Origin of the sequence: Streptomyces malaysiensis subsp. samsunensis, assembly GCF_024519315.1 — a bacterium.
GTDB classification, from domain to species: Bacteria; Actinomycetota; Actinomycetes; order Streptomycetales; family Streptomycetaceae; genus Streptomyces; species Streptomyces malaysiensis.
In genome coordinates this window covers 1-22680 of sequence record NZ_JANIIC010000106.1, presented here as the reverse complement: position 1 = coordinate 22680, position 22680 = coordinate 1, and the positions used below count along the sequence as shown (strand labels likewise).

The 22680-nt window shown below is 69.0% G+C and carries 19 protein-coding genes, 9 pseudogenes and 1 riboswitch; of the genes and pseudogenes, 20 read left to right on the top strand and 8 right to left on the bottom strand.

The features are described 5' to 3' along the window. Positions 1-1310: 1310 nt before the first annotated feature. From NQU54_RS45835 to NQU54_RS45825, 3 genes are all read left to right on the top strand, one after another. Positions 1311-1505, top strand: a complete 195-nt coding sequence (locus NQU54_RS45835; protein ID WP_257636213.1) for a hypothetical protein — start codon at positions 1311-1313, stop codon at positions 1503-1505. After that, the gene (locus NQU54_RS45830) at positions 1420-1998 is read left to right on the top strand and encodes a flavin reductase family protein (RefSeq protein ID WP_306279766.1); all 579 of its coding nucleotides are present in this window, start codon (positions 1420-1422) and stop codon (positions 1996-1998) included. Before NQU54_RS45835 ends, NQU54_RS45830 begins: the two co-directional genes overlap by 86 nt. 96 nt (positions 1999-2094) lie before the next feature. Beyond that, positions 2095-2448 (top strand): VOC family protein, encoded by a 354-nt coding sequence (locus NQU54_RS45825; protein ID WP_257636211.1) that lies wholly within the window; start codon positions 2095-2097, stop codon positions 2446-2448. A gap of 362 nt (positions 2449-2810) precedes the next feature. On the opposite strand, the pseudogene NQU54_RS45820 reads toward NQU54_RS45825, so the two are convergent. Continuing rightward, positions 2811-3423 (bottom strand): annotated as a pseudogene (locus tag NQU54_RS45820) (transposase); the annotation flags it as partial. Between the two features lie 896 nt (positions 3424-4319). On the opposite strand from NQU54_RS45820, the gene NQU54_RS45815 reads away from it, so the two are divergent. Next, positions 4320-4772 (top strand): ATP-binding protein, encoded by a 453-nt coding sequence (locus NQU54_RS45815; RefSeq protein WP_257636210.1) that lies wholly within the window; start codon positions 4320-4322, stop codon positions 4770-4772. 64 nt (positions 4773-4836) lie between these two features. After that, positions 4837-5005: pseudogene (locus tag NQU54_RS45810) on the top strand (IS5/IS1182 family transposase); the annotation flags it as partial. Positions 5006-5029: 24 nt separating this feature from the next. On the opposite strand, the gene NQU54_RS45805 reads toward NQU54_RS45810, so the two are convergent. Then, complete coding sequence (locus NQU54_RS45805; RefSeq protein ID WP_257636209.1) at positions 5030-6055, bottom strand: aldehyde dehydrogenase family protein; 1026 nt, start codon at positions 6053-6055, stop codon at positions 5030-5032. 26 nt (positions 6056-6081) lie between these two features. Then, positions 6082-6315: pseudogene (locus NQU54_RS45800) on the bottom strand (aldehyde dehydrogenase family protein); the annotation flags it as partial. On the opposite strand from NQU54_RS45800, the gene NQU54_RS50450 reads away from it, so the two are divergent. Beyond that, entirely contained in the window at positions 6223-6450 is a 228-nt protein-coding gene (locus tag NQU54_RS50450) for a helix-turn-helix domain-containing protein (protein ID WP_372506420.1), read from the top strand. The pseudogene NQU54_RS45800 and the gene NQU54_RS50450 sit on opposite strands and share 93 nt — an antisense overlap. A gap of 1125 nt (positions 6451-7575) precedes the next feature. On the opposite strand, the pseudogene NQU54_RS45790 reads toward NQU54_RS50450, so the two are convergent. Next, positions 7576-8778, bottom strand: a pseudogene (locus NQU54_RS45790) (sulfatase/phosphatase domain-containing protein); the annotation flags it as partial. Here NQU54_RS45790 and NQU54_RS45785 point away from each other — a divergent pair. The 13 genes and pseudogenes from NQU54_RS45785 to NQU54_RS45730 all read left to right on the top strand — a co-directional run. Continuing rightward, positions 8773-9261, top strand: a pseudogene (locus NQU54_RS45785) (TauD/TfdA dioxygenase family protein); the annotation flags it as partial. The pseudogenes NQU54_RS45790 and NQU54_RS45785 sit on opposite strands and share 6 nt — an antisense overlap. A gap of 179 nt (positions 9262-9440) precedes the next feature. Continuing rightward, positions 9441-9549, top strand: a riboswitch (SAM riboswitch). A gap of 323 nt (positions 9550-9872) precedes the next feature. Continuing rightward, entirely contained in the window at positions 9873-10853 is a 981-nt protein-coding gene (locus NQU54_RS45780; RefSeq protein WP_257636208.1) for an amino acid ABC transporter permease, read from the top strand. After that, the gene (locus NQU54_RS45775; RefSeq protein WP_257636207.1) at positions 10850-11647 is read left to right on the top strand and encodes an amino acid ABC transporter ATP-binding protein; all 798 of its coding nucleotides are present in this window, start codon (positions 10850-10852) and stop codon (positions 11645-11647) included. Before NQU54_RS45780 ends, NQU54_RS45775 begins: the two co-directional genes overlap by 4 nt. 66 nt (positions 11648-11713) lie before the next feature. After that, positions 11714-12739, top strand: coding sequence for an ABC transporter substrate-binding protein (locus NQU54_RS45770; protein ID WP_257636206.1), 1026 nt, complete (start codon positions 11714-11716; stop codon positions 12737-12739). Positions 12740-12828: 89 nt separating this feature from the next. Then, the gene (locus NQU54_RS45765; protein ID WP_257636205.1) at positions 12829-13554 is read left to right on the top strand and encodes a GNAT family N-acetyltransferase; all 726 of its coding nucleotides are present in this window, start codon (positions 12829-12831) and stop codon (positions 13552-13554) included. Positions 13555-13577: 23 nt separating this feature from the next. Next, the gene (locus NQU54_RS50445) at positions 13578-13700 is read left to right on the top strand and encodes a putative leader peptide (protein ID WP_372506417.1); all 123 of its coding nucleotides are present in this window, start codon (positions 13578-13580) and stop codon (positions 13698-13700) included. Between the two features lie 77 nt (positions 13701-13777). Then, a complete protein-coding gene (locus NQU54_RS45760; RefSeq protein ID WP_257636204.1) occupies positions 13778-14992 on the top strand; it encodes an LLM class flavin-dependent oxidoreductase in 1215 nt (404 codons plus the stop codon). Positions 14993-15013: 21 nt separating this feature from the next. Beyond that, positions 15014-16387, top strand: a complete 1374-nt coding sequence (locus tag NQU54_RS45755; protein ID WP_257636203.1) for an NtaA/DmoA family FMN-dependent monooxygenase — start codon at positions 15014-15016, stop codon at positions 16385-16387. After that, positions 16384-17475: an LLM class flavin-dependent oxidoreductase gene (locus NQU54_RS45750; RefSeq protein ID WP_257636202.1), complete on the top strand. Its 1092-nt coding sequence runs from the start codon at positions 16384-16386 to the stop codon at positions 17473-17475. Before NQU54_RS45755 ends, NQU54_RS45750 begins: the two co-directional genes overlap by 4 nt. Beyond that, a complete protein-coding gene (locus NQU54_RS45745; protein ID WP_257636201.1) occupies positions 17468-18616 on the top strand; it encodes an LLM class flavin-dependent oxidoreductase in 1149 nt (382 codons plus the stop codon). The genes NQU54_RS45750 and NQU54_RS45745 overlap by 8 nt, the downstream gene beginning before the upstream one ends. Positions 18617-18662: 46 nt before the next feature. Continuing rightward, positions 18663-18847, top strand: a pseudogene (locus NQU54_RS45740) (dimethylsulfone monooxygenase SfnG); the annotation flags it as partial. Positions 18848-18888: 41 nt separating this feature from the next. Beyond that, positions 18889-19446: an NADPH-dependent FMN reductase gene (gene ssuE, locus NQU54_RS45735; protein WP_257636200.1), complete on the top strand. Its 558-nt coding sequence runs from the start codon at positions 18889-18891 to the stop codon at positions 19444-19446. Between the two features lie 35 nt (positions 19447-19481). Further along, positions 19482-19615 (top strand): annotated as a pseudogene (locus NQU54_RS45730) (SfnB family sulfur acquisition oxidoreductase); the annotation flags it as partial. A 495-nt stretch (positions 19616-20110) separates the two neighbouring features. Here the strand turns inward: NQU54_RS45730 and NQU54_RS45725 are convergent. From NQU54_RS45725 to NQU54_RS45715, 3 genes and pseudogenes are all read right to left on the bottom strand, one after another. Next, entirely contained in the window at positions 20111-20653 is a 543-nt protein-coding gene (locus NQU54_RS45725; RefSeq protein WP_257636214.1) for a hypothetical protein, read from the bottom strand. Further along, positions 20563-20982 carry a 2-C-methyl-D-erythritol 2,4-cyclodiphosphate synthase gene (locus NQU54_RS45720; protein WP_372506419.1) on the bottom strand — a complete coding sequence of 140 codons (420 nt, stop codon included), beginning with the start codon at positions 20980-20982 and terminating at the stop codon, positions 20563-20565. The genes NQU54_RS45725 and NQU54_RS45720 overlap by 91 nt, the downstream gene beginning before the upstream one ends. A 78-nt stretch (positions 20983-21060) precedes the next feature. Continuing rightward, positions 21061-21618 (bottom strand): annotated as a pseudogene (locus NQU54_RS45715) (transketolase-like TK C-terminal-containing protein); the annotation flags it as partial. 279 nt (positions 21619-21897) lie between these two features. Between NQU54_RS45715 and NQU54_RS45710 the strand changes: the two are divergent. Further along, a complete protein-coding gene (locus NQU54_RS45710; protein ID WP_372506418.1) occupies positions 21898-22116 on the top strand; it encodes a helix-turn-helix domain-containing protein in 219 nt (72 codons plus the stop codon). Between the two features lie 239 nt (positions 22117-22355). Here NQU54_RS45710 and NQU54_RS45705 read toward each other — a convergent pair. Then, positions 22356-22680: pseudogene (locus NQU54_RS45705) on the bottom strand (IS110 family transposase); the annotation flags it as partial.

The following is a 22680-nucleotide window of genomic DNA, read 5'->3' as shown; positions in this document are numbered from 1 at the left end:
CGGAGCGGAGACCGAGGCCGTACCCAGGGCGACGTGCTGTTCGGAGCTGCCGAAGGCGTCGAAGCCGACGCGTTCGGCGAGCAGTACTTCCTCGATCAGTTCCCGGTAGCGGTGTTCGTGTGTGAGTCCGACCGGGGTGTCTCCCTCGGTCATGAGGATGAAGTCCATACCGTCCCTTCCACCGAATGTTATTCGCCGATAACGTAGAAGGTAGCCCACCCCTGGTCAAGGCTCCAACAGGAGGCATGCAGTGTTAGGTGTTGGTAACAATGAAGGTCGGGCTGAGCATGCACCGCCGACCACGCCGGGGGTCGTACCGACGTCGACGAGGGTGCGATCTTGCTAGCCGGTCCAGTGGAAAACGGCTGTACCGCTGAGGGTTTCATCAAGATTGCGGACGGTGAACCACGTGCCCGCTCGTTGACGACATCAGGGCGTGCACACCCACGGCTACTCGACCACCCGCATGGCATAGGCGCTGACCACACGTTGCCGCGCGCCCTGGCACGTTCGACTGCGCACCTGGGGCTGCGACCGCTTCTGAAGCGCAGGAAAGGAGGCTTCATTGAACCGTCGGGCGGATCGGAGGAAGATGCCGGCGACGTGAGGTCCGGACAGGTAGATCGCCGCGGTCGTCCTGTAGCAGTGGGCAGGCCAGGAGGTTGACGCACCGCGCAACAGCGTTGGCATCGCCTGCCTGTCCGGCGGTGAGGACGGAAGTCAGAGGACGGCAGCGGGCATCGGCAGCCAGGTGGATCTTCGTTGTCAGTCCGCCACGGGACCGTCCGAGGGCATGGTCGTCGGGTCGTCGGCCAGGGCCCCCTTTTGCGGGCCCCGGCCGCATGCTGGTGGGCTCGCACGATCGTGGAGTCCACCGAGACCGCCCAGCCGAGGTCCTCGTCCGCGTCGGTCTGGGCCATCAGCGCAGTGAACACCCGCTTCCAGGTGCCGGCGACGGCCCACATCCGCAGCGGGTTGTAGACGCCTCGCCAGTTGCCGTACTTCTCCGGCAGATGCACCCATTGCGTTCCGGTCGGGAACTTGCCTAGGGGTTCCAGTCATCGCGGCTTGGCGGCACCGTGCTGCTCCGTGGCGCATAGCGGCAGGACCGCATGCGCATGCCGCTCCCGAGGAGTCCGCGATCTCGACGAGCCCGGACGCCCGCGACTCGTTCACGTGTGGTTACTCCTTCCCGGCCGACCCTCTCGTTGTTACCGACGCCTAACGTCATTGACTCGTCGGTGGCCATTTGGCCTGGAGTGAGCTACCTTCCATGTTATCGGCGATTAACATTCGATGGAAGGGTCGTCATGGACTTCATCCTCATGACTGAGGGGGACACCCCGGTCGGGCTCACGCATGAGCACCGCGATCGGGAGCTGATCGAGGAGGTGCTGCTGGCGGAGCGGGTGGGCTTCGATGCCTTCGGCCGTTCCGAGCAGCACGTCGCCCTGGGCGCGACCTCGGTCGCCGCACACGCTGCCCGCGAGGTGTGGAATGGCTAATCAAGTCCAGGGACTGGATGCGGCCGCCTTCCGCTCGGCGCTGGCTCAGTTCCCTTCAGGCGTGACGATCGTGACGACCCGAGGCGCTGGCGGCACGCCGTACGGATTCACCGCGAGCTCCTTCGCGGCCTTGTCGCTTGACCCGCCACTCATTCTCGTTTGTCTGGACCAAGGGGCGGACTGCTTCCCGGCCTTCGTCACGGCTGAGCAGTTCGTGGTGAACATCGTGACGCCCGAACATGCGAAGTTGGCGATGAAGTTCGCCACGAAGGGCGAGAACAAGTTCGCACACGGGAGCTTCGAATCCGACGAGAATGGTCATCCGATACTGCCCGACGCCGCCGCGGTCATCCGCTGCGAGCTGGAGGAAGCAGTGCCCGGAGGAGACCACGTAATCCTCATCGGCCGAGTGCGCGACGCCAGGATAGGCGGCGGCAAGCCGGTGACGTGGTATCGAGGCGACTTCCTCCACCTCGGGGAGAGCGTTGCGTGAACCACATCGGGCCCAGATCGACAGTCGTGGTGGACCGCAGCGCTGTGGTGCGACCCTCCGCTCGAGCCGTGCCGCGACCGTACGGTGAGTGATCCCGTGAAGCCCAACCGCGTGAAGATCGGGAACGTGCTGCACCCGGTGGCAGACGTCGACGCCGCCGTGCGCTTCTACACCGACGTCTTCGGCCTGGCCACGATGTTCGTCGACGGTGACCGCTACGCCGCCCTCGACGCCGGCAGCACCACGTTGGCCCTGGCCGGCCCGACCGAGGACGTCACCGGCGGTGCGCCCGCGGCGTCGTTCAAGGTCCCCGACGTGGCCTCGGCACTCGCAGTCCTCGTGCAGGGTGGCGGGTCCGTAGTCCGGGAGCTCGAGCGCGGTCCGCATGAGATTCGGGCCGTAGCCCGGGACCCATGGGGCAACACCGTGGTGATCTACGGACCGCGGTAGGTGAGTCCGGTGCGGGTCTCTGGCCTCCGGCATGTCCCCAGACTGAGACATCAGGGCGCATCTCCGGATGAGGCCCTCATACCCGATGACATTCCTGTTCGTTCCCCTCTCCTGCCGTCGACCAGATCCTCGACTTCTTCGCGCCGGAACGACGTGCGAGGCCCAGGCGCTCACACTCGCTGCCTGGGCCACCCACCCTCAAAGCCCGGAAGGTTTCCGTGCATTCCGTCTTCCCTCCGCCCTCCCCCGATCGCCCGCCGACGTCGGACTCATCACTCGATGCCCTCCGTCGTCGACAGGGTGAAGGACCCTCGAAGCCCCCGCGCATATGTTGCCGCCAACGCTGTCCCTCTCGTCATCTGGGCGGCGGTGATGTGGTCGGCGGCCGTGTTCGAGCCTGCGTTCCCCGGCCTGAGCAGGGCCGCCACGGGCTCACCGGTGCCGCCCGGTCCGTGGTCGACGAACCCCATCAGCGGGTGGTGACCGTAGGTTCTCTTCCAGGTCGGTGCGGCGTCCTCCTTGTCCGAATGCGCGATCACCAGCACCTGTCGAGGTCGACGGTCACCGTCCTGCCCGCATCGGGCGCTTTCCCGTCGGCCAACTGCCAGGCCCGCTCGCGCGTTTCGGCCCGCGCAACCCGGATCGCCCGGAGGCTTTCTCCCCGGAGGCGGCAAGGGTGTCGACCAGGCGGGAGACCGTCGGGTCGGAGGCGACCGGCGCGAACACAGCTGGCTCGGCCCGCAACATGCCGACATCGGCCAGGCAGTCTCCGCCCAACGCGACCGTCAGCGTGACGTCCAGCAGGACCTTCCCGGGATCATGGACAGCCCGCGGCTTCCGCCACGGCGCCAATGCCACGGATATTGCCTGGTCGAGGCAGGTCCTGCGGACCGTCTCTACCAGCAAGACTGAACCGGCCTTCGAGACCACCTGGCGGCCGTTCCCCTGGACACGGACGCGCGGGTATGACGCGATAGGCTCTCTCGCCTGGAAAGTGCTCTTTCTCTCGCAACCAACAGGACCCTCAGCAAGTCCTATCGTTGCAGGTCAAGAGCACTTTCTGCGTTTCTGATCAGCCTCCGGACACGCCACCTCGTGAAAGCGCGAGGCTAGCGGCGGAAGCAGATGTACACCGTCTTTCACGATCCCGTTCGGGCCGCCGAGATCCGGAAGATGACTGAGTCGGCAGGAGGGCAGATGTCGCTGAGTGACGGGCAGTTGGAGGGTGGGTGCGCACCACGAGCAGCTGGTGGCTGTCGTGGAGCGCGCCCTAAACGACCAGTCTGTGTCGTCGGCAGTGCGAGGGTGTTGTCAAGGCGCTCGGCGATGTGGCCCAGACCGGCCCCGCCGACCGGTATCGGGAGCTGGGTCGTACTGCTCCGACGCACCCGGCGGCGAGGTTGCCGCCCGCATGACGTCCTCACGGTGGTACGCGGCGTCGGACCGCAGCGGCCCGCATCACCTTCTACGCCTGATCAACCGCTACGACCTGGTTGTGCCATCGGCCGCCTGCCACGAGGGGTGCCGCGCTCAGAGCGACTGCTTATCGATAGTTACTGGCGGATAACATTTTTACCAGGCTTGTACCTCTTGACCTACGTCATCGCCAGGGCATACGTTGGATGTAAATCGACCCTAACGTTATCTGTAAATAACTACGGATGATCGGTATGGACCTACTGGCTGAAGGGGTCGCCTCGGCAGGGCCTACCTCCTCGTCATGAAGTCCCAGCGCCTCGCTGGACCTCCGACAAGGTCGCGCCGACGCGGTCTCTCACCCCACTCAGCCGGATCCCGGATGGCTTGGAGCCACCTGTGACCCCGTTCTCCGGCCCCCGTCCCCATCGGGAACACTCCCCCAGGACAGCACCATGAACCACAACCGGCCCGTGAGGCCCAGCAACGCTCTTGAGGCAGTCGCATCCCCTCCGGCAGATGTGCTCTTCCCTCTGCCTCACATCCCGGAAGGCCTTGGTGCCGTCCGCCGCCGCGCCGCTCGTGCCATGGAACAGTGGTGCATCCCCTCGGATCTTGCGGACGATGCGCTTCTAGTCGTCTCCGAACTGATCACCAATGCGGTCGTTCACGCCCTTCCTCCTGCGTCACTGTGCCTGTCCCGGCAGAGGAGCAAGGCTGCTTGGGCTGTACGCATTGAGGTCACCGACGCCGGCCCGGCGCTTCGCGACCACGGCGGCGGCTCGCGGCTGCCCGAGGAGCGCGGCCGCGGCAGCACCATCGTCGCGGCACTCTCCGCTCGTTCTGGAACCATGACCTACCACGGCGGGACCACACGATGGGCGGAAATCCAGGTGACCACGCCCTGACCACGGCAGCCCCCACGCACGGCGGTATGGAATTGCCCAGGAGCCCTCAACCGCCGTTGCCCGGCAGGTACACCTGATCGTCGGCCGTAAAGGCTTACCCCTCTCTATCGGCGTCGCAGTCGCCAACCTGCACGACAGCCCGTCCCCTGATGCCGCTGGTCCAGGATGCTTCTTCCATTCGCCCTCGACGGCGACGCCCCGCCGAGCTCAATGGAGACATGGGCTACGACTACTGAGACCTGCGGCGATGGTTGGCCTCACGCGGCATCCGCCACCGCCGGGTACATAAGGGGCGTCGCTCTCTCACCAGGGCGTGTCAGTCCGAGGCAGGTGAAACGGGCGGGGCGAGATAGATGGTCTTGGTCTGCTGGTAGGAGGTGAGCGCCTCCGGGCCCATGGCCCGGCCCATGCCGCTCGCCGCGCTGCGGGTCGGAGGTCCAGACCGAACCACCGTCGTCGTAGTCGCTGGAGTTGGCGATAGCCTCGTCCTCGTCCGAGTACGGGATCACCGACAGTACCGGTCCGAAGATCTCCTCCCGGGCGATGGTGTGGTTGTCGACGCCGGCGAAGACGGTGGGCTGCACGAACCAGCCCTTGTCCCTGTCGGACCGTCCGCCACCGACGGTGAGCCGGGCGCCTTCAGCGGAGCCCTTCGCGATGTAGTCCTCGACCCGCTCCCGTTGACGCGCGGAGACCAATGGGCCGACCTGGGTCTCCGGGTCGAGGGGGGCACCGATCGTGAGCGAGCTGGCGAGGCCGCTGACGGCGTCCACGACCTCCTGGTAGCGCGATCGGGGCGCCAGCACCCGGGTGGACAGCCAGCAGATCTGCCCGTTGTTGAGCAGGGTGGCCGCGAAGAAGCTCTCGATCGTCGAGGTCAGGTTCGCGTCGTCGAGCACGATCGCCGCGGACCTTCCGCCCAGTTCCAGTGTGACCGGGCGCAGCAGCCGGCCGCAGGTGACGGCGATAGCACGGCCCGCCGCCGTGGAGCCGGTGAACGAGACCTTATCGACGCCGGGATGCTCGACCAAGTAGGCGCCGATCTCGCGGCCCGCGGGCAGGACATTGAGCACACCCGGGGGCAGCTCAGCCCCGATCGCGGCCTCAGCCATCAGCTGGGCGTCGAGCACGGTCTCCGGCGCTGACTTCAGAACGACGGTGTTGCCCGCCGCCAGCGCTGGCGCCAGCTTGAGGAAGGTGAGCCCCTGCGGGACGTTCGAGGGCACGATGGTTGCAACGACACCGAGCGGGTCCTTGATGACCCGCGAACCGGAGCCCACCACGACAGGCCGGGTCTCCTCCTGCGAGGTCAGGTCTCGGCCACCATCCCGGCGTAGAAACGCAGCAGCAGGGCAGGGAAGCCGGCCTCGAACCGCTGGGCCAGCCAGATCGGCATGCCGTTTTGCAGGGTCACCCGACGAGCGGTCTCCTCGGCGCGCTTCTCCAGCGCCTGGGCGAAGCGCTCCAACGCCTGCTGCCGGCGGGCTGGCTCCCAGGTGCCCCAGCCGTCCGGGGCGTCGCAGGCACGCCGGGCCGCGGTCGCAACACCGTTCTGTACCGACTCAACCGAATCGCCGAGCCGACTGGGCGGCGAACCATCGAAGCGGACTCATCCGCGGAGCTCTACATCGCACTGCGCGCCACGCAAATGGGCGGCATCCGGGAGGACGCGACGTAGACGCCGATGTGTAATCCGGGGAGCAATGCCCCTCTTTCCGCAGGTAGTCGTAGGCGAGCTGGGGGAGGGGCCCCGACGATCTCGCCCATTCCCAGCTCATCGCCGTCTCGGCCCGCTCCAACCGGGCAAAGACCGATAAAGACCCCTCCGATTGGCGGCCGGACCTGGCAGGCTACCGCTGCACGTACGCCCGTGCGTGGATCTCGGTCAAGCACGCCTACGCCCTCACCACGGACGAGGAAGAACATGCCGCGCTGACCGGCATGCTCGACACCTGCCCCTGATGCGCCTCAGCTCCCAGCGCGCTGGCGTGTCTGGCGCGCCGGGAGCCGGGGGAGGGGGAATGCCGTCGGGCACCAGGCGATGGCGGCCGTCGCCGCCCCGCAGGTGCTCCCGCGCGCTCTACCGCTGCCCCTGATGCCGCGTCATCATGGCGCGGTTACAGAGGTGAAGAATCTGGAGTAGCTCGTGAGCAAGCATCGCAAGCCGGATCCCGATCCGGGGCAGGGAACTCCGCCGCCGAACAACTCGGACGGGCAGGTGCCGCCTCCGCCGCCGTCCGGGACACACCGGAAGTAGCCGCGTGGCCGATTACGACTCCTTGCGGAAGCGGCTGGACGAGGCCATGGACCAACTGGGGCTGTGGCCTGCCCGCTCGCCCTGGACTCGGCAGGCCGTCGCCGACACACCACGGCACGCCTTCGCACCGGACCGGCTGTGGCGCTGGGACGGCCACACCTACCTGCCGCTCGACCGCGGAGTGTCAAGGCCGACCATGGCGGAGGGGCATCTCATCCGCTGGGCACGGCCGTCGCCATGGCCCAGTTCGGCTCCTCACTGGCCGCCTTCCTCGTGCTCACCGTCTTCCTGCAAGACGGGCTCGGTCTGTCCGCTCTGCTCACGGCGGCGGTCACCCTGCCCGGGGCGTTCGGGATGGGCATCTCCTCGGCCCTCGCCTGGCGGCTGGTGCGGCGGATCGGACCGCGCACGGTGACCGTCGGTCTGACGCTGGGCATCGGTGCCGCCCTGGCGGGGGCGGCGGTCGCGCTCTGTGTGCCGACGGCGGTGCTGCCCATGGCTCTGGCGGGAACACAGTTGATGTCCGGCGTCGCCGGAGGGCTCACCGTCCGGTCCCGCGGCGCCCGGGCGGTAGGTGACCGAGCGGAGGGTGCCGGGGTAGCGGAAGACGCCATGTCGTTCGTACAGCGGCCAGGAGACCGGCGACTTGCGGTCCACTCCCACACTGATGCCCTGGAACGGAGCTATGCCGATCAGCTGGTGGACCGATTCCGCCAAGGCCCGTTCCGTCCCGTCGACGGACAGGGCGAAGCGCCGGCGCAGGCCGGGTTCGGCGGTGGCGGTGAGGAGGATCGTGCGGGTGTCCGGGAGGAGTGGGCCGGCGTCCGTCTCGCGCAGCGCTCCGTACTCGTTGTAGGCGAGGCGCAGTCGGCCGTCCTCGATGTACAGACTGTAGCCGCCACCCTGGTCGCCGTGGGAGACGAGGACGCCCGCGTCGCCCTCCTCCTACGAGTCCAGTTCGACCGTGACCGCGAAAGAGCGGAAGGCGATCAGGCGGGAGGAGCGGTAGCGCTCCAGTTCGGGGGCGCCGGGGAGCAGGGTGACCGGGCGGCCGAGCTTCTCCTCGGCGGGGCCGCGCAGGGCGAGCACGCCGGAGGCGTCCTGGAGCGGGAAGACACCGTTGCGCCAGGCCGCCGCTTCCCAGGCCGCGGCCAGCTCCTTGACGAGCTCGGGGTGTGCGTCGGACAGGTCGTGGATCTCCGTCGGGTCGGTGCGGATGTCGTACAGAGCCCACTCGGAGTCGTCGTACGGCGTGCCCGGGCGGTGCAGGGTGACCAGTTTGTACCCGTCGCGGTAGTAACTGCGGTTGCCGGTCATCTCGCAGTACTGCTCGGGGTGGGTGCTGTCCGCGGAGGCGGCGCGGAGGACGGACGTGAAGCTGGTGCCGTCCTGTTCCTGAACGCCGTCGCCGGTGCGGCGAACTCCAGCCAGTTCCAGCAGGGTTGGCGCCAGGTCCGTCACGTACTGGTACTGGTGGCGCACGCCGTCGTCGCCGGGGCCGCGGCGCAGCCCGCGCGGCCACGAGATCAGGAACGGAACCCGTACCCCACCCGCGTACGTGTGCCGCTTGTACAACCGGAACGGCGTGTTCGACGCCATCGCCCAGCCGCGCGGATAGTGCACCAGGCTGCGCGGGCCGCCGATCAGCTCCGGGTCGCGCTCCACGTCCGTCGGCCAGTCCTCCGGGAGGCGCGGATGGCGCGCGAAGCGGCTGAAGTAGCTGCGGCTGCCTTCGGCGCCGCCCTCGCCAACGACTACGACTACGCCGCCGTACGCCCCGACGCGCCGTCCGCTGAACTGCGGCAGTTCCGAAAGGTGTGCACGTCGACCAAGTTCGAGACCGAGCACCCCGTGGTGCGCGTGCACCCGGAGACCGGCGAAAGGGTCCTGCTGCTCGGCAACTTCGTGCAGCGACTGACCGGCCTGCGCGGCAGGGACTCGGGCGCGATCATCAACGTCTTCCAGTCGCACATCGAACGCCCGGAGAACACGGTCCGCTGGCAGTGGCGCGTCGGGGACGTCGCGCTTTGGGACAACCGCGCCACCCAGCACTACGGCGTGGACGACTCGGACGACCACACCCGCACCCTGCGCCGCATCACCATCGACGGTGACGTGCCGGTGGGCGTGGACGGCCGCCGCTCGGCGCTGCTCACGCCCGAATCCGTGCCGGAGCCGGCGTACGGAATCGCCTCGGGCGCATCCACCGACGGCGCGGTCGTCCCGGCCTGACCCGCTGATCGGACCGCCCGCGAGGGCACGCACCCGGAACAGGCGATCACGCCCGACCCGGTGTGCGTGCCCTCGCATTGTTGCTGGGGACTGGACGGCCCACGCCGCCCGCCGGCCGTTCCACCCGCTGGACCGGCGTTGACAAATGTCCGAACCGTTGTCTTAACTACCGCCCAGACGGTTATGAGCGTCAGCGACAAGCCCTGGCTTGCTGACCGGCAACCCTCCCACCGCGGTGGGGTGCCCCAGGTGACGACCCGACCGATGAAGTTTCGGTAAGCGCGAGGCCCCTGGGGCCGGAACAGTGACGGTGACGCCATGTACGCAGCTCCCAGGAGGGCCGCACACCGCCCTCAGGGCTGCGTACAGCCGTACCCGCACCCACTTGTCGCCGATCGCGCCGTCGATCTGCTCCGCGTGAACAGCGCACTGTGTAACGCACCGGGCCGCGCCCGCTGTCGGGGCTGACACCTCCCCGCAGCCCCCGCACTTCCTGACGAACACCGCGCCCGCGGTGTGCCGTTTCCCCTCCCCGCCCGGTACCTCGCCGTCGTGTGCGCCACCGCATGCCGCCGCGCTTCCGGGGTGTTCCCACCCAGCCGGAGCCCACCATGAGTGAACCCCCTGGCGCCACCGCCACCCTCCCCGAGGCGCCGACCGCCGACGAACCGTCGAGATCCCTCACAGCCCAGCGGGTTCTGCCGCTGCGCCGCCCCGGCCGCTGGATCGTCACCGCGGTCGTGCTGGTTCTGGTCGCCCAGTTCGTGCACGGACTGGTCACCAACCCCTTCTACCAGTGGGACCGCTGGAGCTACTGGTTCCTGCGCCCCACCATCCTCGACGGCCTGCTGATCACCCTCGAAGTCACCGCCTACAGCGCGGTGCTGGGCCTCGCCGGCGGCATCGTGCTCGCACTGGCCCGGCTCTCGAAGAGCCCGGTGCTGCGCGCGGTCAGCTGGACGTACGTCTGGGCGCTGCGCTCCATCCCGCTGATCGTGGTGCTGATCTTCCTCTACAACTTCAGCGCCCTGTACAAGACGCTGAGCGTCGGCATCCCCTTCGGGCCGGCCTTCTTCACCTTCGACGAGTCGAGACTCGCCACCGACATGGTCGTCGCCGTCATCGGCCTCAGCCTCAACGAGGCCGCCTACGCGGCCGAGGTGGTCCGCGGCGGCATCCTCTCCGTCGACCAGGGCCAGCACGAGGCGGCCGCCGCGCTCGGCCTGCCGAAGGGCTACCAGTTCCGCAGGATCGTCTTCCCGCAGGCGTTGCGCTCGATCATCCCGAACTACGTCAACCAGCTCATCGGCCTGATCAAGGGCACCTCGCTGGTCTTCTACGTCTCCCTGCTCGACCTGTTCGGCTCCGCGCAGACCATGGGCTCCACCTACCCCGGCGACATCGTGCCGCTGCTGCTGGTCGTCACCGTCTGGTACCTGATTCTCACCAGCGTCGTGTCCGTCGTCCAGTTCTACGTCGAGCGGCACTACGCCCGCGGTGCCACCCGCAGCCTGCCGCCGACGCCGCTGCAGAAGCTCCGCACCGGTCTTTCCGACCTGCGGGCCCGCATCCGCCGGGAGGCCGCCATATGACCGCCGAGACGCTCGAAGCCCTGGCGGACGTCGAGGCCGCCACCGTCGAGGTGCACGACGTGCACAAGTGGTACGGCACCCACCGGGTACTGGACGGCGTCGACCTGACCGTCCGCCCCCGCGAGGTCACCGTCATCCTGGGCCCCTCCGGCTCCGGCAAGTCCACCCTGCTGCGGGTCATCAACCACCTGGAGAAGCCCGAGATCGGCTACGTCAGTATCAACGGCGAGCTGATCGGCGTGAAGCGGCACGGCGACCGGCTGAAGGAGCTCAGCGAGCGGGCCATCCTCACCCAGCGTGGCCGGATCGGCTTCGTCTTCCAGAACTTCAACCTGTTCCCGCACCTGACCGTGCTGGACAACGTCGCCGCCGCGCCCGTCGCCACCGGGAAGCTCGGCAAGCCCGAGGCCCAGAAACTCGCCCGCGAACTCCTCGACCGGGTCGGCCTCGCCGACAAGACCGCCGCCTACCCGCGCCAGCTCTCCGGCGGCCAGCAGCAGCGCGTCGCCATCGCCCGCGCCCTCGCCCTGCGCCCCGGTGTCATCCTCTTCGACGAGCCCACCTCCGCCCTCGACCCCGAGCTCGTCGGTGAGGTCCTCGCCGTCATCAAGGACCTGGCGACCAGCGGCACCACCCTCGTCATCGTCACCCACGAGATCGGCTTCGCCCGCGAGATCGCCGACCGGGTCGTCTTCATCGACGGCGGCAAGATCGTCGAGCAGGGCCCGCCCTCCGAGATCCTCGACAACCCCCGGTACGAGCGGACCAGGGACTTCCTCAGCAAGGTCCTCTGACCCGCCGCACCCCTCAGACCTCCCCCCTCACGCCACCCTCATCACCTTCAGCGACAAGGAACGGCCATGCCCACCCACTTCACCCGACGCAGCCTGATACGCGGCATCACCGCGGCGACCGCCGTCGCCTCCCTGGCCACCGGGCTCGCCGCCTGCGGTGGCAACAGCGACGCGGCCACCACCCCCGACAGCGCCAAGTCCGGCGAGGTCGTCATCGGACGTGTCTCCAACGGCGCCGCCACCGAGACCTCCATCAAGGTCTCCGAGGTCAAGTCCATCAGCGCCGAACTGCCCGCCGCCGTCAAGAAGAGCGGCAAGCTGGAGATCGGCATCGGCGCCCTGCCGGCCGGCTTCCCGCCGCTGGCCTACGTGGGCAGCGACCAGAAGACCCTCACCGGCGCGGAGCCCGACTTCGGCCGCCTGGTCGCCAGCGTCCTCGGCCTCAAGCCCGAGGTGAAGAACTCCACGTGGGAGAACCTCTTCGTCGGCATCGACAGCGGCAAGGTCGACGTGGCCTTCTCCAACGTCACCGACACCGAGGAGCGCAAGAAGAAGTACGAGTTCGCCTCCTACCGGCAGGACAACCTCGCCTTCATCGTGCCGAAGAAGAGCACCTGGAACTTCGACGGCAACTACGAGAACCTCGCCGGCAGGACGATCGCCGTCGGCTCCGGCACCAACCAGGAGAAGATCCTCCTGGAGTGGAAGGACAAGCTGGCCAAGGAGGGCAAGAAGCTCACCGTCAAGTACTTCCAGGACAGCCCCAGCACCTACCTCGCCCTGAACAGCGGCAAGATCGACGCCTCCTTCGGTCCCAACCCCGGCTTCGCCTACCACAACCGTCAGGTGGCCAACACGCCCAACGCCACCCGCACCGCGGGCACCTACTCCGGCGCGGGCGGGAGCCTGCAGGGCCTGATCGCGGCAACGGCGAAGAAGGACAGCGGCCTGGCCAAGCCGCTGGCCGACGCGATCAACCACCTGATCAAGAACGGTCAGTACGCCGAGTGGCTCAAGGCGTACAACCTCTCCAACGAGGCCGTCGCCAAGTCCGAGGTCAACCCGCGGGGCCTGCCGCTCGACAACTCCTGACCACCGCGTGCCGGGGACTCCACCGCCGCCCCGCGATGGAGTCCCCGCCCGCCGGACACACCGAGCCGCACCCCGGAGACCGCCACACCATGTCCGTCACCACCCTCGACGCCAGCTTCTCGCACATCCTGGACAACCCCGCCTGGGCCGCGCTCACCGGCCCGCACATCCACTTCGCCGAACGAATCGGGCGCGCCGTCCGCTACCAACAGGACGTGGCACCCTTCCACGCCCTCTCCGACGAGGACGACCCGCGCGCCTGGGTCGACCTCGCCGTACTCGTCGGCCCCGGCGGCACCGCCGCGGTGCGGGGCGTGACCGAGGCGGCGGAGGGCTGGGAGGTCGTGCGCACGGGGCACGGCGTCCAGCTCGTGGACACCGCCCTGCGAGCGGAGCCCGACCCCGAGGCCGTACGGCTCGGGACCGACGACGTGCCCGAGATCCTGGACCTGGTCGCCCGCACCGAGCCGGGCCCCTATCTGCCCCGCACCGTCGAACTGGGCACCTACCTCGGCATCCGTCATCAGGGCCGGCTGATCGCCCTGGCCGGCGAGCGGCTGCACCCGCCCGGCTGGACGGAGATCAGTGCCGTGTGCACCGACCCCGCCCACCGCGGCCGGGGCCTGGCCACCCGGCTGGTCCGCGCGGTCGCCGCCGGGATCAAGGAACGCGGCGAACGCCCCTTCCTGCACGCCGCGGCCACCAACGCGAACGCGATCCGGCTGTACGAGGCGATCGGGTTCACGCTGCGCCGCCGTACCGTCTTCTCGCTCGTCCGGCACACCGGGGCCGCCGCGCGGGAAGAAACGGCATAGCAGTGCCGTTGTCCTTGTCGACGATGAGTGCTTGCCCTACTCGGACGGAGGTGCGACACGTGACACGTGTACTCCGTGCCGTGCGCCTCCACTCCCGGCCCCACATCGACCTGCAGCGCGTGGCCGGCTCCCTCTGTAGCTCCTGACCCCGTTTCCCCAGCCGCCGTGCGCCCCGACTCCCGCGGGCCGGCGATCTCGTACGGACCTCCAGGAAGGCACCCCCGTGTCCACAACTCCCGCTTTTCCTCTGCGCCTTGCCGTCGCCCTTGAGGGCACCGGCTGGCACCCCGCCTCCTGGCGCGAGCCGGTCGCCCGTCCCCGGGAGCTGTTCACCGCCGGCTACTGGGCCGATCTGGTTGCCGAGGCCGAGCGCGGCCTGCTCGACTTCGTCACCTTCGAGGACGGCCTCGGCCTGCAGTCCTCGCACCACGGCGAGTTGGACGGCCGTACGGACCAGGTCCGCGGCCGACTCGACGCCGTCCTGACCGCCTCCCGCGTCGCGCCGCTCACCCGGCACATCGGCCTGGTGCCGACCGTGATCGCCACCCACACGGAGCCGTTCCACATCTCCAAGGCGATTGCCACCCTCGACTACGTCAGCAACGGCCGAGCCGGCCTGCGCGTCCAGATCAGCGCCCGCCCGCACGAGGCCGACCACTTCGGCCGCCGTACCTTCCCGCCGATCAACCTGGACGAACTGCGGACCCCGGCCGGACAGGAGCGTGTCACCGATCTGTTCGACGAGGCCGCCGACTACGTCGAGGTCGTGCGTCGGCTGTGGGACAGCTGGGAGGACGACGCCGAGATCCGGGACGTGGCCACCGGCCGCTTCGTCGACCGGGACAAGCTGCACTACATCGACTTCGAGGGCCGGCACTTCAGCGTCAAGGGCCCGTCCATCACCCCGCGCCCGCCGCAGGGCCAGCCGCTGGTCACCGCCCTCGCCCACCAGACCGTCCCGTACCGGCTCGTGGCCCGCCAGGCGGACGTCGGCTACGTCACCCCGCACGACGCCGAGCAGGCCCGCGCGATCGTCGCCGAGATCCGTGCCGAGCGGGAGACGGCCGGACGCACAGGCGAACTCCCGTATGTCTTCGGCGACTTGGTGGTCTTCCTGGACGACGACCAGGCCGCCGCGGAGGACCGGCGCGCACGCCTCGACGCGCTCGCGGGAGAGCCGTATACCAGCGACGCCCGGATCTTCACCGGAACGCCCGCACAACTCGCCGATGTGCTCCAGGAGTTGGCGGCGGAGGGGCTGAGCGGCTTCCGGCTGCGGCCCGCCGTCGCCGGACACGACCTGCCGGCCATCACCCGGGGCCTCGTCCCCGAACTCCAGCGCCGGGGCGTCTTCCGCACCGCCTACGAAGCCGACACCCTCCGCGGCCTGCTGGGCCTGCCCCGCCCCGCCAACCGCTACGCCGCAGCGACCGCCTGAGCCGGAAGGACCCACACCGACATGACCAGCAAGCCGCTGAAGCAGATCCATCTGGCCGCGCACTTCCCGGGCGTCAACAACACCACCGTGTGGAGCGACCCCAAGGCCGGCAGCCACATCGAGTTCAGCTCCTTCGCCCACTTCGCGCGCACCGCCGAACGCGCCAAGTTCGACTTCCTGTTCCTCGCCGAGGGCCTCAGACTGCGCGAACAGGGCGGCAAGATCTACGACTTGGACGTGGTCGGCCGCCCCGACACCTTCACCGTCCTCGCCGCGCTTGCCGCCGTCACCGAACACCTGGGCCTGACCGGCACCATCAACTCCACCTTCAACGAGCCGTATGAGGTGGCCCGCCAGTTCGCCAGCCTTGACCATCTCTCCGGCGGCCGCTCCGCCTGGAACGTGGTCACCTCCTGGGACGCCTTCACCGGCGAGAACTTCCGCCGCGGCGGCTTCCTGCCCCAGGAGGAGCGCTACTCCCGCGCCAAGGAGTTCCTGGCCACCGCGAACGAGCTCTTCGACTCCTGGCACGGCGACGAGATCCTCGCCGACCCGGCCAGGGGTGTCTTCCTGAGGGACGCGAAGGCCGGATCCTTCGTCCACAGCGGGCAGCACTTCGACATCCACGGCCAGTTCAACGTCCCGCGCTCACCGCAGGGACGTCCCGTCGTCTTCCAGGCCGGCGACTCGGAGGAGGGCCGTGAGTTCGCCGCCTCGTCCGCCGACGCGATCTTCAGCCGGTACGCCGCCCTCAAGGAGGGCCAGGCCTTCTACGCGGACGTCAAGAACCGCCTCGCCAAGTACGGCCGCCGCTCCGACCAGTTGCTGATCCTGCCCGCCGCCTCCTTCGCGCTCGCCGACACCGACGCCGAGGCGGAGGACCTGGCCAGGGAGGTGCGCCGGCAGCAGGTCAGCGGGGCCACCGCCCTCAAGCACCTGGAGTTCGTCTGGAACCGGGACCTGTCCTCCTATGACCCCGAGGGCCCGCTGCCCGACATCGACCCGGACGTCAGCGCCGACCACATCTCCAAGGGCCGGGCCCAGGTCCGCATGTACCGCGACCCGCTGGCCACCGCCCGCGAGTGGCGCGAGCTGGCCGCCGCCAACAACTGGTCCATCCGCGACCTGGTCATCAACACCGGCAACCGGCAGACCTTCGTCGGCTCCCCGACGACCATCGCCAAGACCATCAACGACTACGTCCAGGCCGACGCCAGCGACGGCTTCATCCTCGTCCCACACATCACCCCGACCGGCCTCGACGACTTCGCCGACAAGGTCGTACCGCTCCTCCAGGAACAGGGCGTCTTCCGCACCGACTACGAGGGCTCGACCCTCCGCCACCACCTCGGCCTCGAGCACCCCGACGCCGCCGACGACCGGGCCGCGTCGTGAAGTTCCTCGCGATCACCCTTATCGTCCACCGCCCGGATCCCATCACCGGGGTACAGAAGCCGACCCACGACCGCTTCCGCGAGGTCCTCGACAACGCCCTGCTCGCCGAGGAGCTGGGCTTCGACGGCTTCGGCGTGGGGGAGCGCCACGAGCGGCCGTTCATCTCCTCCTCACCGACCGTCGTACTCAGCCATGTGGCCGCCCTGACGAAGCGGATCCGCCTGTTCACGGCCGTCACGACGCTCAGCCTGCTGGACCCGGTCCGGGCATACGAGGACTACGCCACCCTCGACCACCTGTCCAACGGACGCCTCGACCTGATCATCGGCAAGGGCAACGGTGCCGCTCAGCGCGACCTGTTCCAGGTCACGCCCGAGGACCAGTGGGACCGCAACGCCGAGAGTTACGAGGTCTTCCGGAAGATCTGGCGCCAGGACAAGGTCACCGCCGACACCCGCTTCCGTCCCCCGCTGACGGACGCCGAGGTGTGGCCGCGGCCGTATCAGCGGCCGGTCCGGGTCTGGCACGGCAGCGCGACCAGCAAGGAGTCGGTCGACCTGGCCGCCCGCTACGGCGACCCGCTGTTCTCGGCGAACGTCACCCACCCCATCGAGCCGTACGCCGAGCTGATCCGCCACTATCGCGAGCGCTGGGCACACTACGGCCACGACCCGGCGCAGATCGCCGTCGGCGCGGGCACGGCGGGCATCCACGTCGCGCCCACCTCCCAGCAGGGCCTCGCCGCATACCGGCCGATCTTCGAGTCCAACCTGGCCTTCTTCAAGAGGGCGGGCCTGCCGGTCGTCTTCGAGACGCTGGAGGACTTCGTCGAGCGCAGCTCCGCGCTGATCGGCAGCCCGCAGCAGGTCATCGACAAGGTGCACCGCTACCACGAACAGTTCGGTCACACCGTGCTCCACCTGCACGCCGACGCGAGCGGGCTGACGGAGTCCCAGCACCGTGCCTCCCTCGAGCTGTTCCAGTCCGAGGTCGCCCCCGTGCTGCGCCGCGAGATCCCGGACCCCCCGTTCGTATGGGGACCCGTGCTTCCGGCGCCACCGCTCACCCAGGAGTCCGTCCATGTCTGATATTGCCCTCGGCGTTCTCGACCTGGTCCCGATCCCTTCCGGCTCGACGGCAGCCGATGCCCTGCGCAACTCCATCGACCTCGCACAGCAGGCCGAGCGCTTCGGATATGCCCGCTACTGGTTCGCCGAGCACCACCTCAATCCGGGCGTGGCCGGCACGTCCCCCGCGGTCGTCCTGGCCCTGACCGCATCCGCCACCTCCACCATCCGGCTCGGTTCCGGGGCCGTGCAGCTCGGGCACCGCACGGCGCTGTCCACGGTGGAGGAGTTCGGCCTGCTCGACGCGCTGCACCCGGGCCGCTTCGATCTGGGCCTGGGCCGCTCGGGCGGCCGCCCGCCGGGACAGCCGGCCGCACCGTTGCCGACGGCGACCCCGGTCGTCGACGGCCGCACCCCGAACGGCCTGTTGATCCCGCCCCGCTTCTCCTTCGAGCATCTGCTCGGGTCACCCCGCATCGCGCTGCAGCGGAGGCTGCTTCTACTGCCGGGCGCCGAGTCACAGGACTACGCGGAGCAGATCGACGACATCCTCGCCCTGCTCGCCGGCGCCTACCGCTCCCCGGAGGGCGTCGAGGCGCACGTCGTGCCGGGGGAGGGCGCCGAGGTGGAGGTGTGGATCCTGGGCAGCAGCGGTGGTCAGAGCGCCGCTGTCGCGGGCCACAATGGTCTGCGGTTCGCGGCGAACTACCACGTCAGCCCGGCCACGGTCCTGGAGGCGGTGGACGGTTACCGGTCCTTCTTCCAGCCTTCCGAGTTCCTCGACAAGCCGTACGTCAGCGTCTCGGCGGATGTCGTCGTCGCCGAGAGCGACGACACCGCCCGCGCACTCGCCACCGGCTATGGCCCGTGGGTTCGCAGCATCCGCACCGCCGAGGGCGCCATCGAGTACCCGACGCCGGAGGAAGCGCGTGCCCACCCATGGACCGACGAGGACCGCGCCCTCGTCCAGGACCGCCTCGACACCCAGTTCGTCGGCTCACCGGGCCGGGTGGCCGACCAGCTGGAACAACTCCAGGAGGCGACGTGCGCCGACGAGTTGCTCATCACGACGATCACTCACGACCACACGGACCGGGTCCGTTCGTACGAACTGCCCGCGGAGGAATGGCGCCGACGGGGTCACTCCTTCCAGTCGAGCTGATGTTCGAGAATCCTCACCGACCGGCTGCACGCGACGGCTTCCGCAGGGTCTGATCGGCACCCCTGAGCAGATCACCGAGCGGACGTCGCCTACAAGCGGCTCGGCGTCGACCTCTTCCTCCTCGGCTTCCTGCACTACCTGGAGGTCGACATCGGTAAGCGGGTGCTGCCCCTGGTGCGCGAACTGGAGGCACAGGAAGCCGCGTCAGAGCCCGCCGCCGCCCACGCCTGACCGCGGCCCGCACACGAAACGACGAACCGAAAGGTCCTCCCATGGCCGCTGTCCTGTCCGTCTCCGGAAGCACCTCCGCCACCTCCCGCACCGCTCGGCTGCTGCGCCACCTGGACGAGCGGCTCATCGCGCAGGGGCACGAGGTGACTGCGCTGGACGTTCGTACCCTGCCTGCCGAGGCGCTGCTCGGGGCAGACTTCGCTCACCCGGCGATCGTCCGGGCCACCGCCCTGTTCGAGCAGGCGGACGGCGTGGTGATCGGTACCCCCGTCTACAAGGCCGCCTACTCCGGACTGCTGAAGTCCCTGCTCGACCTGCTCCCGCAGTACGCCCTGGCGGGCAAGACGGTCCTGCCGCTGGCCACCGGGGGCTCCACCGCCCATGTGCTGGCCATCGACTACGCCCTGCGCCCGGTGCTGGCCTCCATGGGCCCTGCACACATCACGCCGGGCCGGTTCACGCTCGACAAGGACATCACGGTAGGCGAGGACGGCACGCTGACCGTCGCGCCGGGATCGGCCGAGGCTCTGGCGCAGGTCACCGACCAGTTCTCGGCCGCGCTGGGCGGGCGGACGACGCTGCTGGCGGCCGCCGGATGAGCGTCGCGCACGTCATCGCGGATGACGCCGAGAGGGACGACACCCTGCACGTGGGCCGTACGTCCCGCGCGACGCGCCCGGCCTCACCGTCGTCGACGACTGGGACGGCATGGGACAGCGCACCACCGCCAGCGGAACCGTCCGCCTGGAGTCGGTGCCCGTGGCCGCCGGTGACCTGCTCATCGCCTTGCGTGAGGCTGGAGCCCAGGTCATCTCGCCGCCGTGTTGCGCCGAGTGCGGCAGGCAGATGCGGACTCTCCAGCGCCGCGGCCAGAACTGGTACTGCGGGAACTGCGGACCGCGGCCCGCGCCCTGCGCCGCCTGTGGAAACACGCGCCGGGTTGCGACACGGTCGGCACTTCCCGCACCACGGGCCGACCGTGGTGCCCGGCCTGTCAGCGCCGCTCAGCCCTGTGCTCGGTCTGCGGAGACGTCACAGTGGTCGTCTCCGGCACGCTCGACCAGCCCCTTTGCGTTAACTGCACCGCCCCAGAGGTCTGGCACACCTGTCCCACCTGCAGCGATCCCGACTACCTGCACCCAGGCCAGTGCGCCCGCTGTCTCATCAACTGGCGCCTGGGCGAACTGCTGGGACCCCCGTCCGATGCCCTCCACCCTGGCCTCGAAGCCCTCCGGCACAACATCGCCACCACCGAGCACCCCATCACTGCCAGGCGGTGGCTGAGCAAGTCGTTGGGCCCGCACCAACAAGCTCACCACCGTCCACGTCCCCGCCATCCGCTGGAACGGCCCCACCCAGCCACTCGATGACGAACATCGCTGGCACGTCGCCCGTCGGCTCCTGCATGACGACACCCGCAAGCCCGAAGACCGCCTCGCCGGGCTGCTTCTCCTCCTCTATGCCCAAGGGCCGTCGGCAATCCACCGGTTGACCACCGAGGACATTGAGGTCAGCGCTCAGGAAGTACGCCTCCACCTCGGCGATGCCCCCGTCCAACTGCCCGAACCCGTCGCCGAACTGGCCCGCGTCGTCGCCGCGAACCGCAAGGGCCACGCGATCATCGGTGCCCCTGGCGCCGTCTCCCTGGCTCTTCCCCGGAGGCCAGCCGGGACGCCCGATCAGCACTGCACAGCTGACACAGCGGCTGAACCAGCTCAGGATTCGTCCCAACCAGGCTCGCAGCACCGCGCTCTTCCAGCTCGCCACCGAGATCCCCGCCGCGATCCTCGCCCGCACCCTGGGCATCCACTCCAGCCCAGTCCTTCGGGAGTGGCCGCGCCGAGGAACACCGGGGCACCAAGCGCGGCCGCGAGGACCTTCTGGGCTTCCGCCCGGTGAGGGCCCAGTTTGGGGCGCTCGCCGATCAGCTGAACCGACACATTGCCGATCGCGAACCCGGAGTCCCTGACCAGCCGGGCCGTCTCGGCCAGCAACACGGTCGGAGCGGCACCCTCCCACTCTGGGGTGGATGTGTCGAAGTGGGCGCCCAAGTCGCCGAGGTCCGCCGCTGTCAGCAACGCGTTGCACGCGACATGAACAACGACGTCCCCATCTGGCTCGCCAGCCAGACCCACAGGTTCATCCGGCCAGTCCAACCCGGCAAGACGCAACGGCCGACCCACCGCACACTCATCGGTGTGGTGCTCCAGTCGTCAGTCGGCGAGGTCGAGGGCGGCGCGGATGATGCTGTCGGTGTCGATGCCGTGGTAGCGGTAGACCTCGTCGAGCGAGCCGGACTGGCCGAAGCGGGTGACTCCGAGGGCGGTGGTACGAACGCGGTTGATCGTGGCCAGGAAGGACAGCGTGTGCGGGTGGCCATCCAGGACGGTGACGAGCGGCGTCGCGCGGTCGGCAGGGAACACCTGGTCCAGGATCCACGACTGCGCCTCTTCGCGGCCCTGCCGCGCCCGCACGGCCCGGTAGAGCAGGTCGGGGCTCGTCACGCAGACGACATCCGCGATCGTGCCCGCAGCCGCGAGCCGGTCGGCGGCCGCGAGTGCCTCCGGCACGATGGCGCCCATGGCCGCGATGGTCACCTGTGCCCCGGTGTGGTGGCGCAGCGGGTAGGCGCCCGCCACAACCTGGCGCCGCCGGCGTTCCCTGGCTGCGGCGTCGGCAGGTATGGAGGCCACGGACTGGTCGACCGGCTTCGTCGATAGTCGCAGGTAGGCCGACGTGCCGTCGGGTTTACCGAGCTGGGCGAGGCTGGCCCCCAGACCCTGGACCACATTCTCGTCGGCGACGCAGCAAAGCGGCGTATCCGAAGGTGCTGGTCGCCCAAGGATGACGTTACGGAGAAGGCGTCCGACCATCTGCCGAGGCTTCTTGACCTTTCACATGCCTGCGGGAATTCCCATTAGACACCGGTTCTATGACTGTCTGCCATGCAGCATTTCGGAGGAACAGTGACCATCACCGGTGATAACGCGAACGATGACGCGAATGATCCAGGACTTCGGGTCAGCGATCCCGTCTGCCGCGAGGAGCAGATCGAGGTACCTGAAACTGGCAGTCTTCTGATCGCTGGGCCACGCCGCGACCGACTTGCGGCGCAGCTCGGGAAGAAATACGAGGGCGGCATGAGCATGCGTGCTCTGGCTAATGAATGCGGTCGCTCCTACGGCTTCGTACACAAACTCGTGTGGGAGTCGGGTGTGAAGATCCGCGGGCGAGGAGGGGACACCCGCCGGTCGGCTGACAGCTCCTGAGCTGCTCCGGATTCTTCAACGCCTGGGCACCGCTCCGCGTTTCCAATGCCGTCCCCGTCCGCCGCGACGTGTTGCGTCGCGGCGGACGGGGCGCGGGTGCCCCGCCGTTTCTGGTAGGGATTGCTCAGCGGAGGCATGGGAATGGCTCTGACGCGTGAATAGGACCTGTTCAGGGTGGGTGTGGGCAGGGCTGGGTGCCCGGTGGTCGCGATGGGCCGCCGGGTGTCTGGCCCTGTCGGTCAGGCAGCGTTCTCCCTCGGGTTGAGGGTGACGGTGTAGCCGAGCTGGTTCAGTTGGTTGATGGCCCGGCGGGTGGCTCGTTCCGGGTCGCGTTGGGTGAAGTAGGCGCTGCCGAGTTCCTGATAGGCGACGTTGTCGGTGAGCATGTGCCAGATCGCGGTGGTGATCGAGTGTTCGACGGCGACCAGTGCCCTGAGCGGGCCGCGGCGTGCGGTCAGCCGCTTGTAGCGGGCTTGCAGGTAGGTGTCCTTGGTTCTGACCGCGCCGAACGCCGCGAGGCCGAGGGCGCCCTTGAGATACGGGTTGCCGGGCCGGACCTTGGTG

Excerpts from the sequence above, each read along its gene's own strand:
- NQU54_RS45835 (WP_257636213.1), top strand. The coding sequence starts at position 1,311 with ATGGACTTCATCCTCATGACTGAGGGGGACACCCCGGTCGGGCTCACG.
- NQU54_RS45830 (WP_306279766.1), top strand. The coding sequence starts at position 1,420 with ATGCCTTCGGCCGTTCCGAGCAGCACGTCGCCCTGGGCGCGACCTCGG.
- NQU54_RS45815 (WP_257636210.1), top strand. The coding sequence starts at position 4,320 with ATGAACCACAACCGGCCCGTGAGGCCCAGCAACGCTCTTGAGGCAGTC.
- NQU54_RS45780 (WP_257636208.1), top strand. The coding sequence starts at position 9,873 with ATGAGTGAACCCCCTGGCGCCACCGCCACCCTCCCCGAGGCGCCGACC.
- NQU54_RS45775 (WP_257636207.1), top strand. The coding sequence starts at position 10,850 with ATGACCGCCGAGACGCTCGAAGCCCTGGCGGACGTCGAGGCCGCCACC.
- NQU54_RS45770 (WP_257636206.1), top strand. The coding sequence starts at position 11,714 with ATGCCCACCCACTTCACCCGACGCAGCCTGATACGCGGCATCACCGCG.
- NQU54_RS45765 (WP_257636205.1), top strand. The coding sequence starts at position 12,829 with ATGTCCGTCACCACCCTCGACGCCAGCTTCTCGCACATCCTGGACAAC.
- NQU54_RS50445 (WP_372506417.1), top strand. The coding sequence starts at position 13,578 with ATGAGTGCTTGCCCTACTCGGACGGAGGTGCGACACGTGACACGTGTA.
- NQU54_RS45755 (WP_257636203.1), top strand. The coding sequence starts at position 15,014 with ATGACCAGCAAGCCGCTGAAGCAGATCCATCTGGCCGCGCACTTCCCG.
- NQU54_RS45745 (WP_257636201.1), top strand. The coding sequence starts at position 17,468 with ATGTCTGATATTGCCCTCGGCGTTCTCGACCTGGTCCCGATCCCTTCC.
- ssuE (WP_257636200.1), top strand. The coding sequence starts at position 18,889 with ATGGCCGCTGTCCTGTCCGTCTCCGGAAGCACCTCCGCCACCTCCCGC.
- NQU54_RS45725 (WP_257636214.1), bottom strand. The coding sequence starts at position 20,653 with ATGCCCAGGGTGCGGGCGAGGATCGCGGCGGGGATCTCGGTGGCGAGC.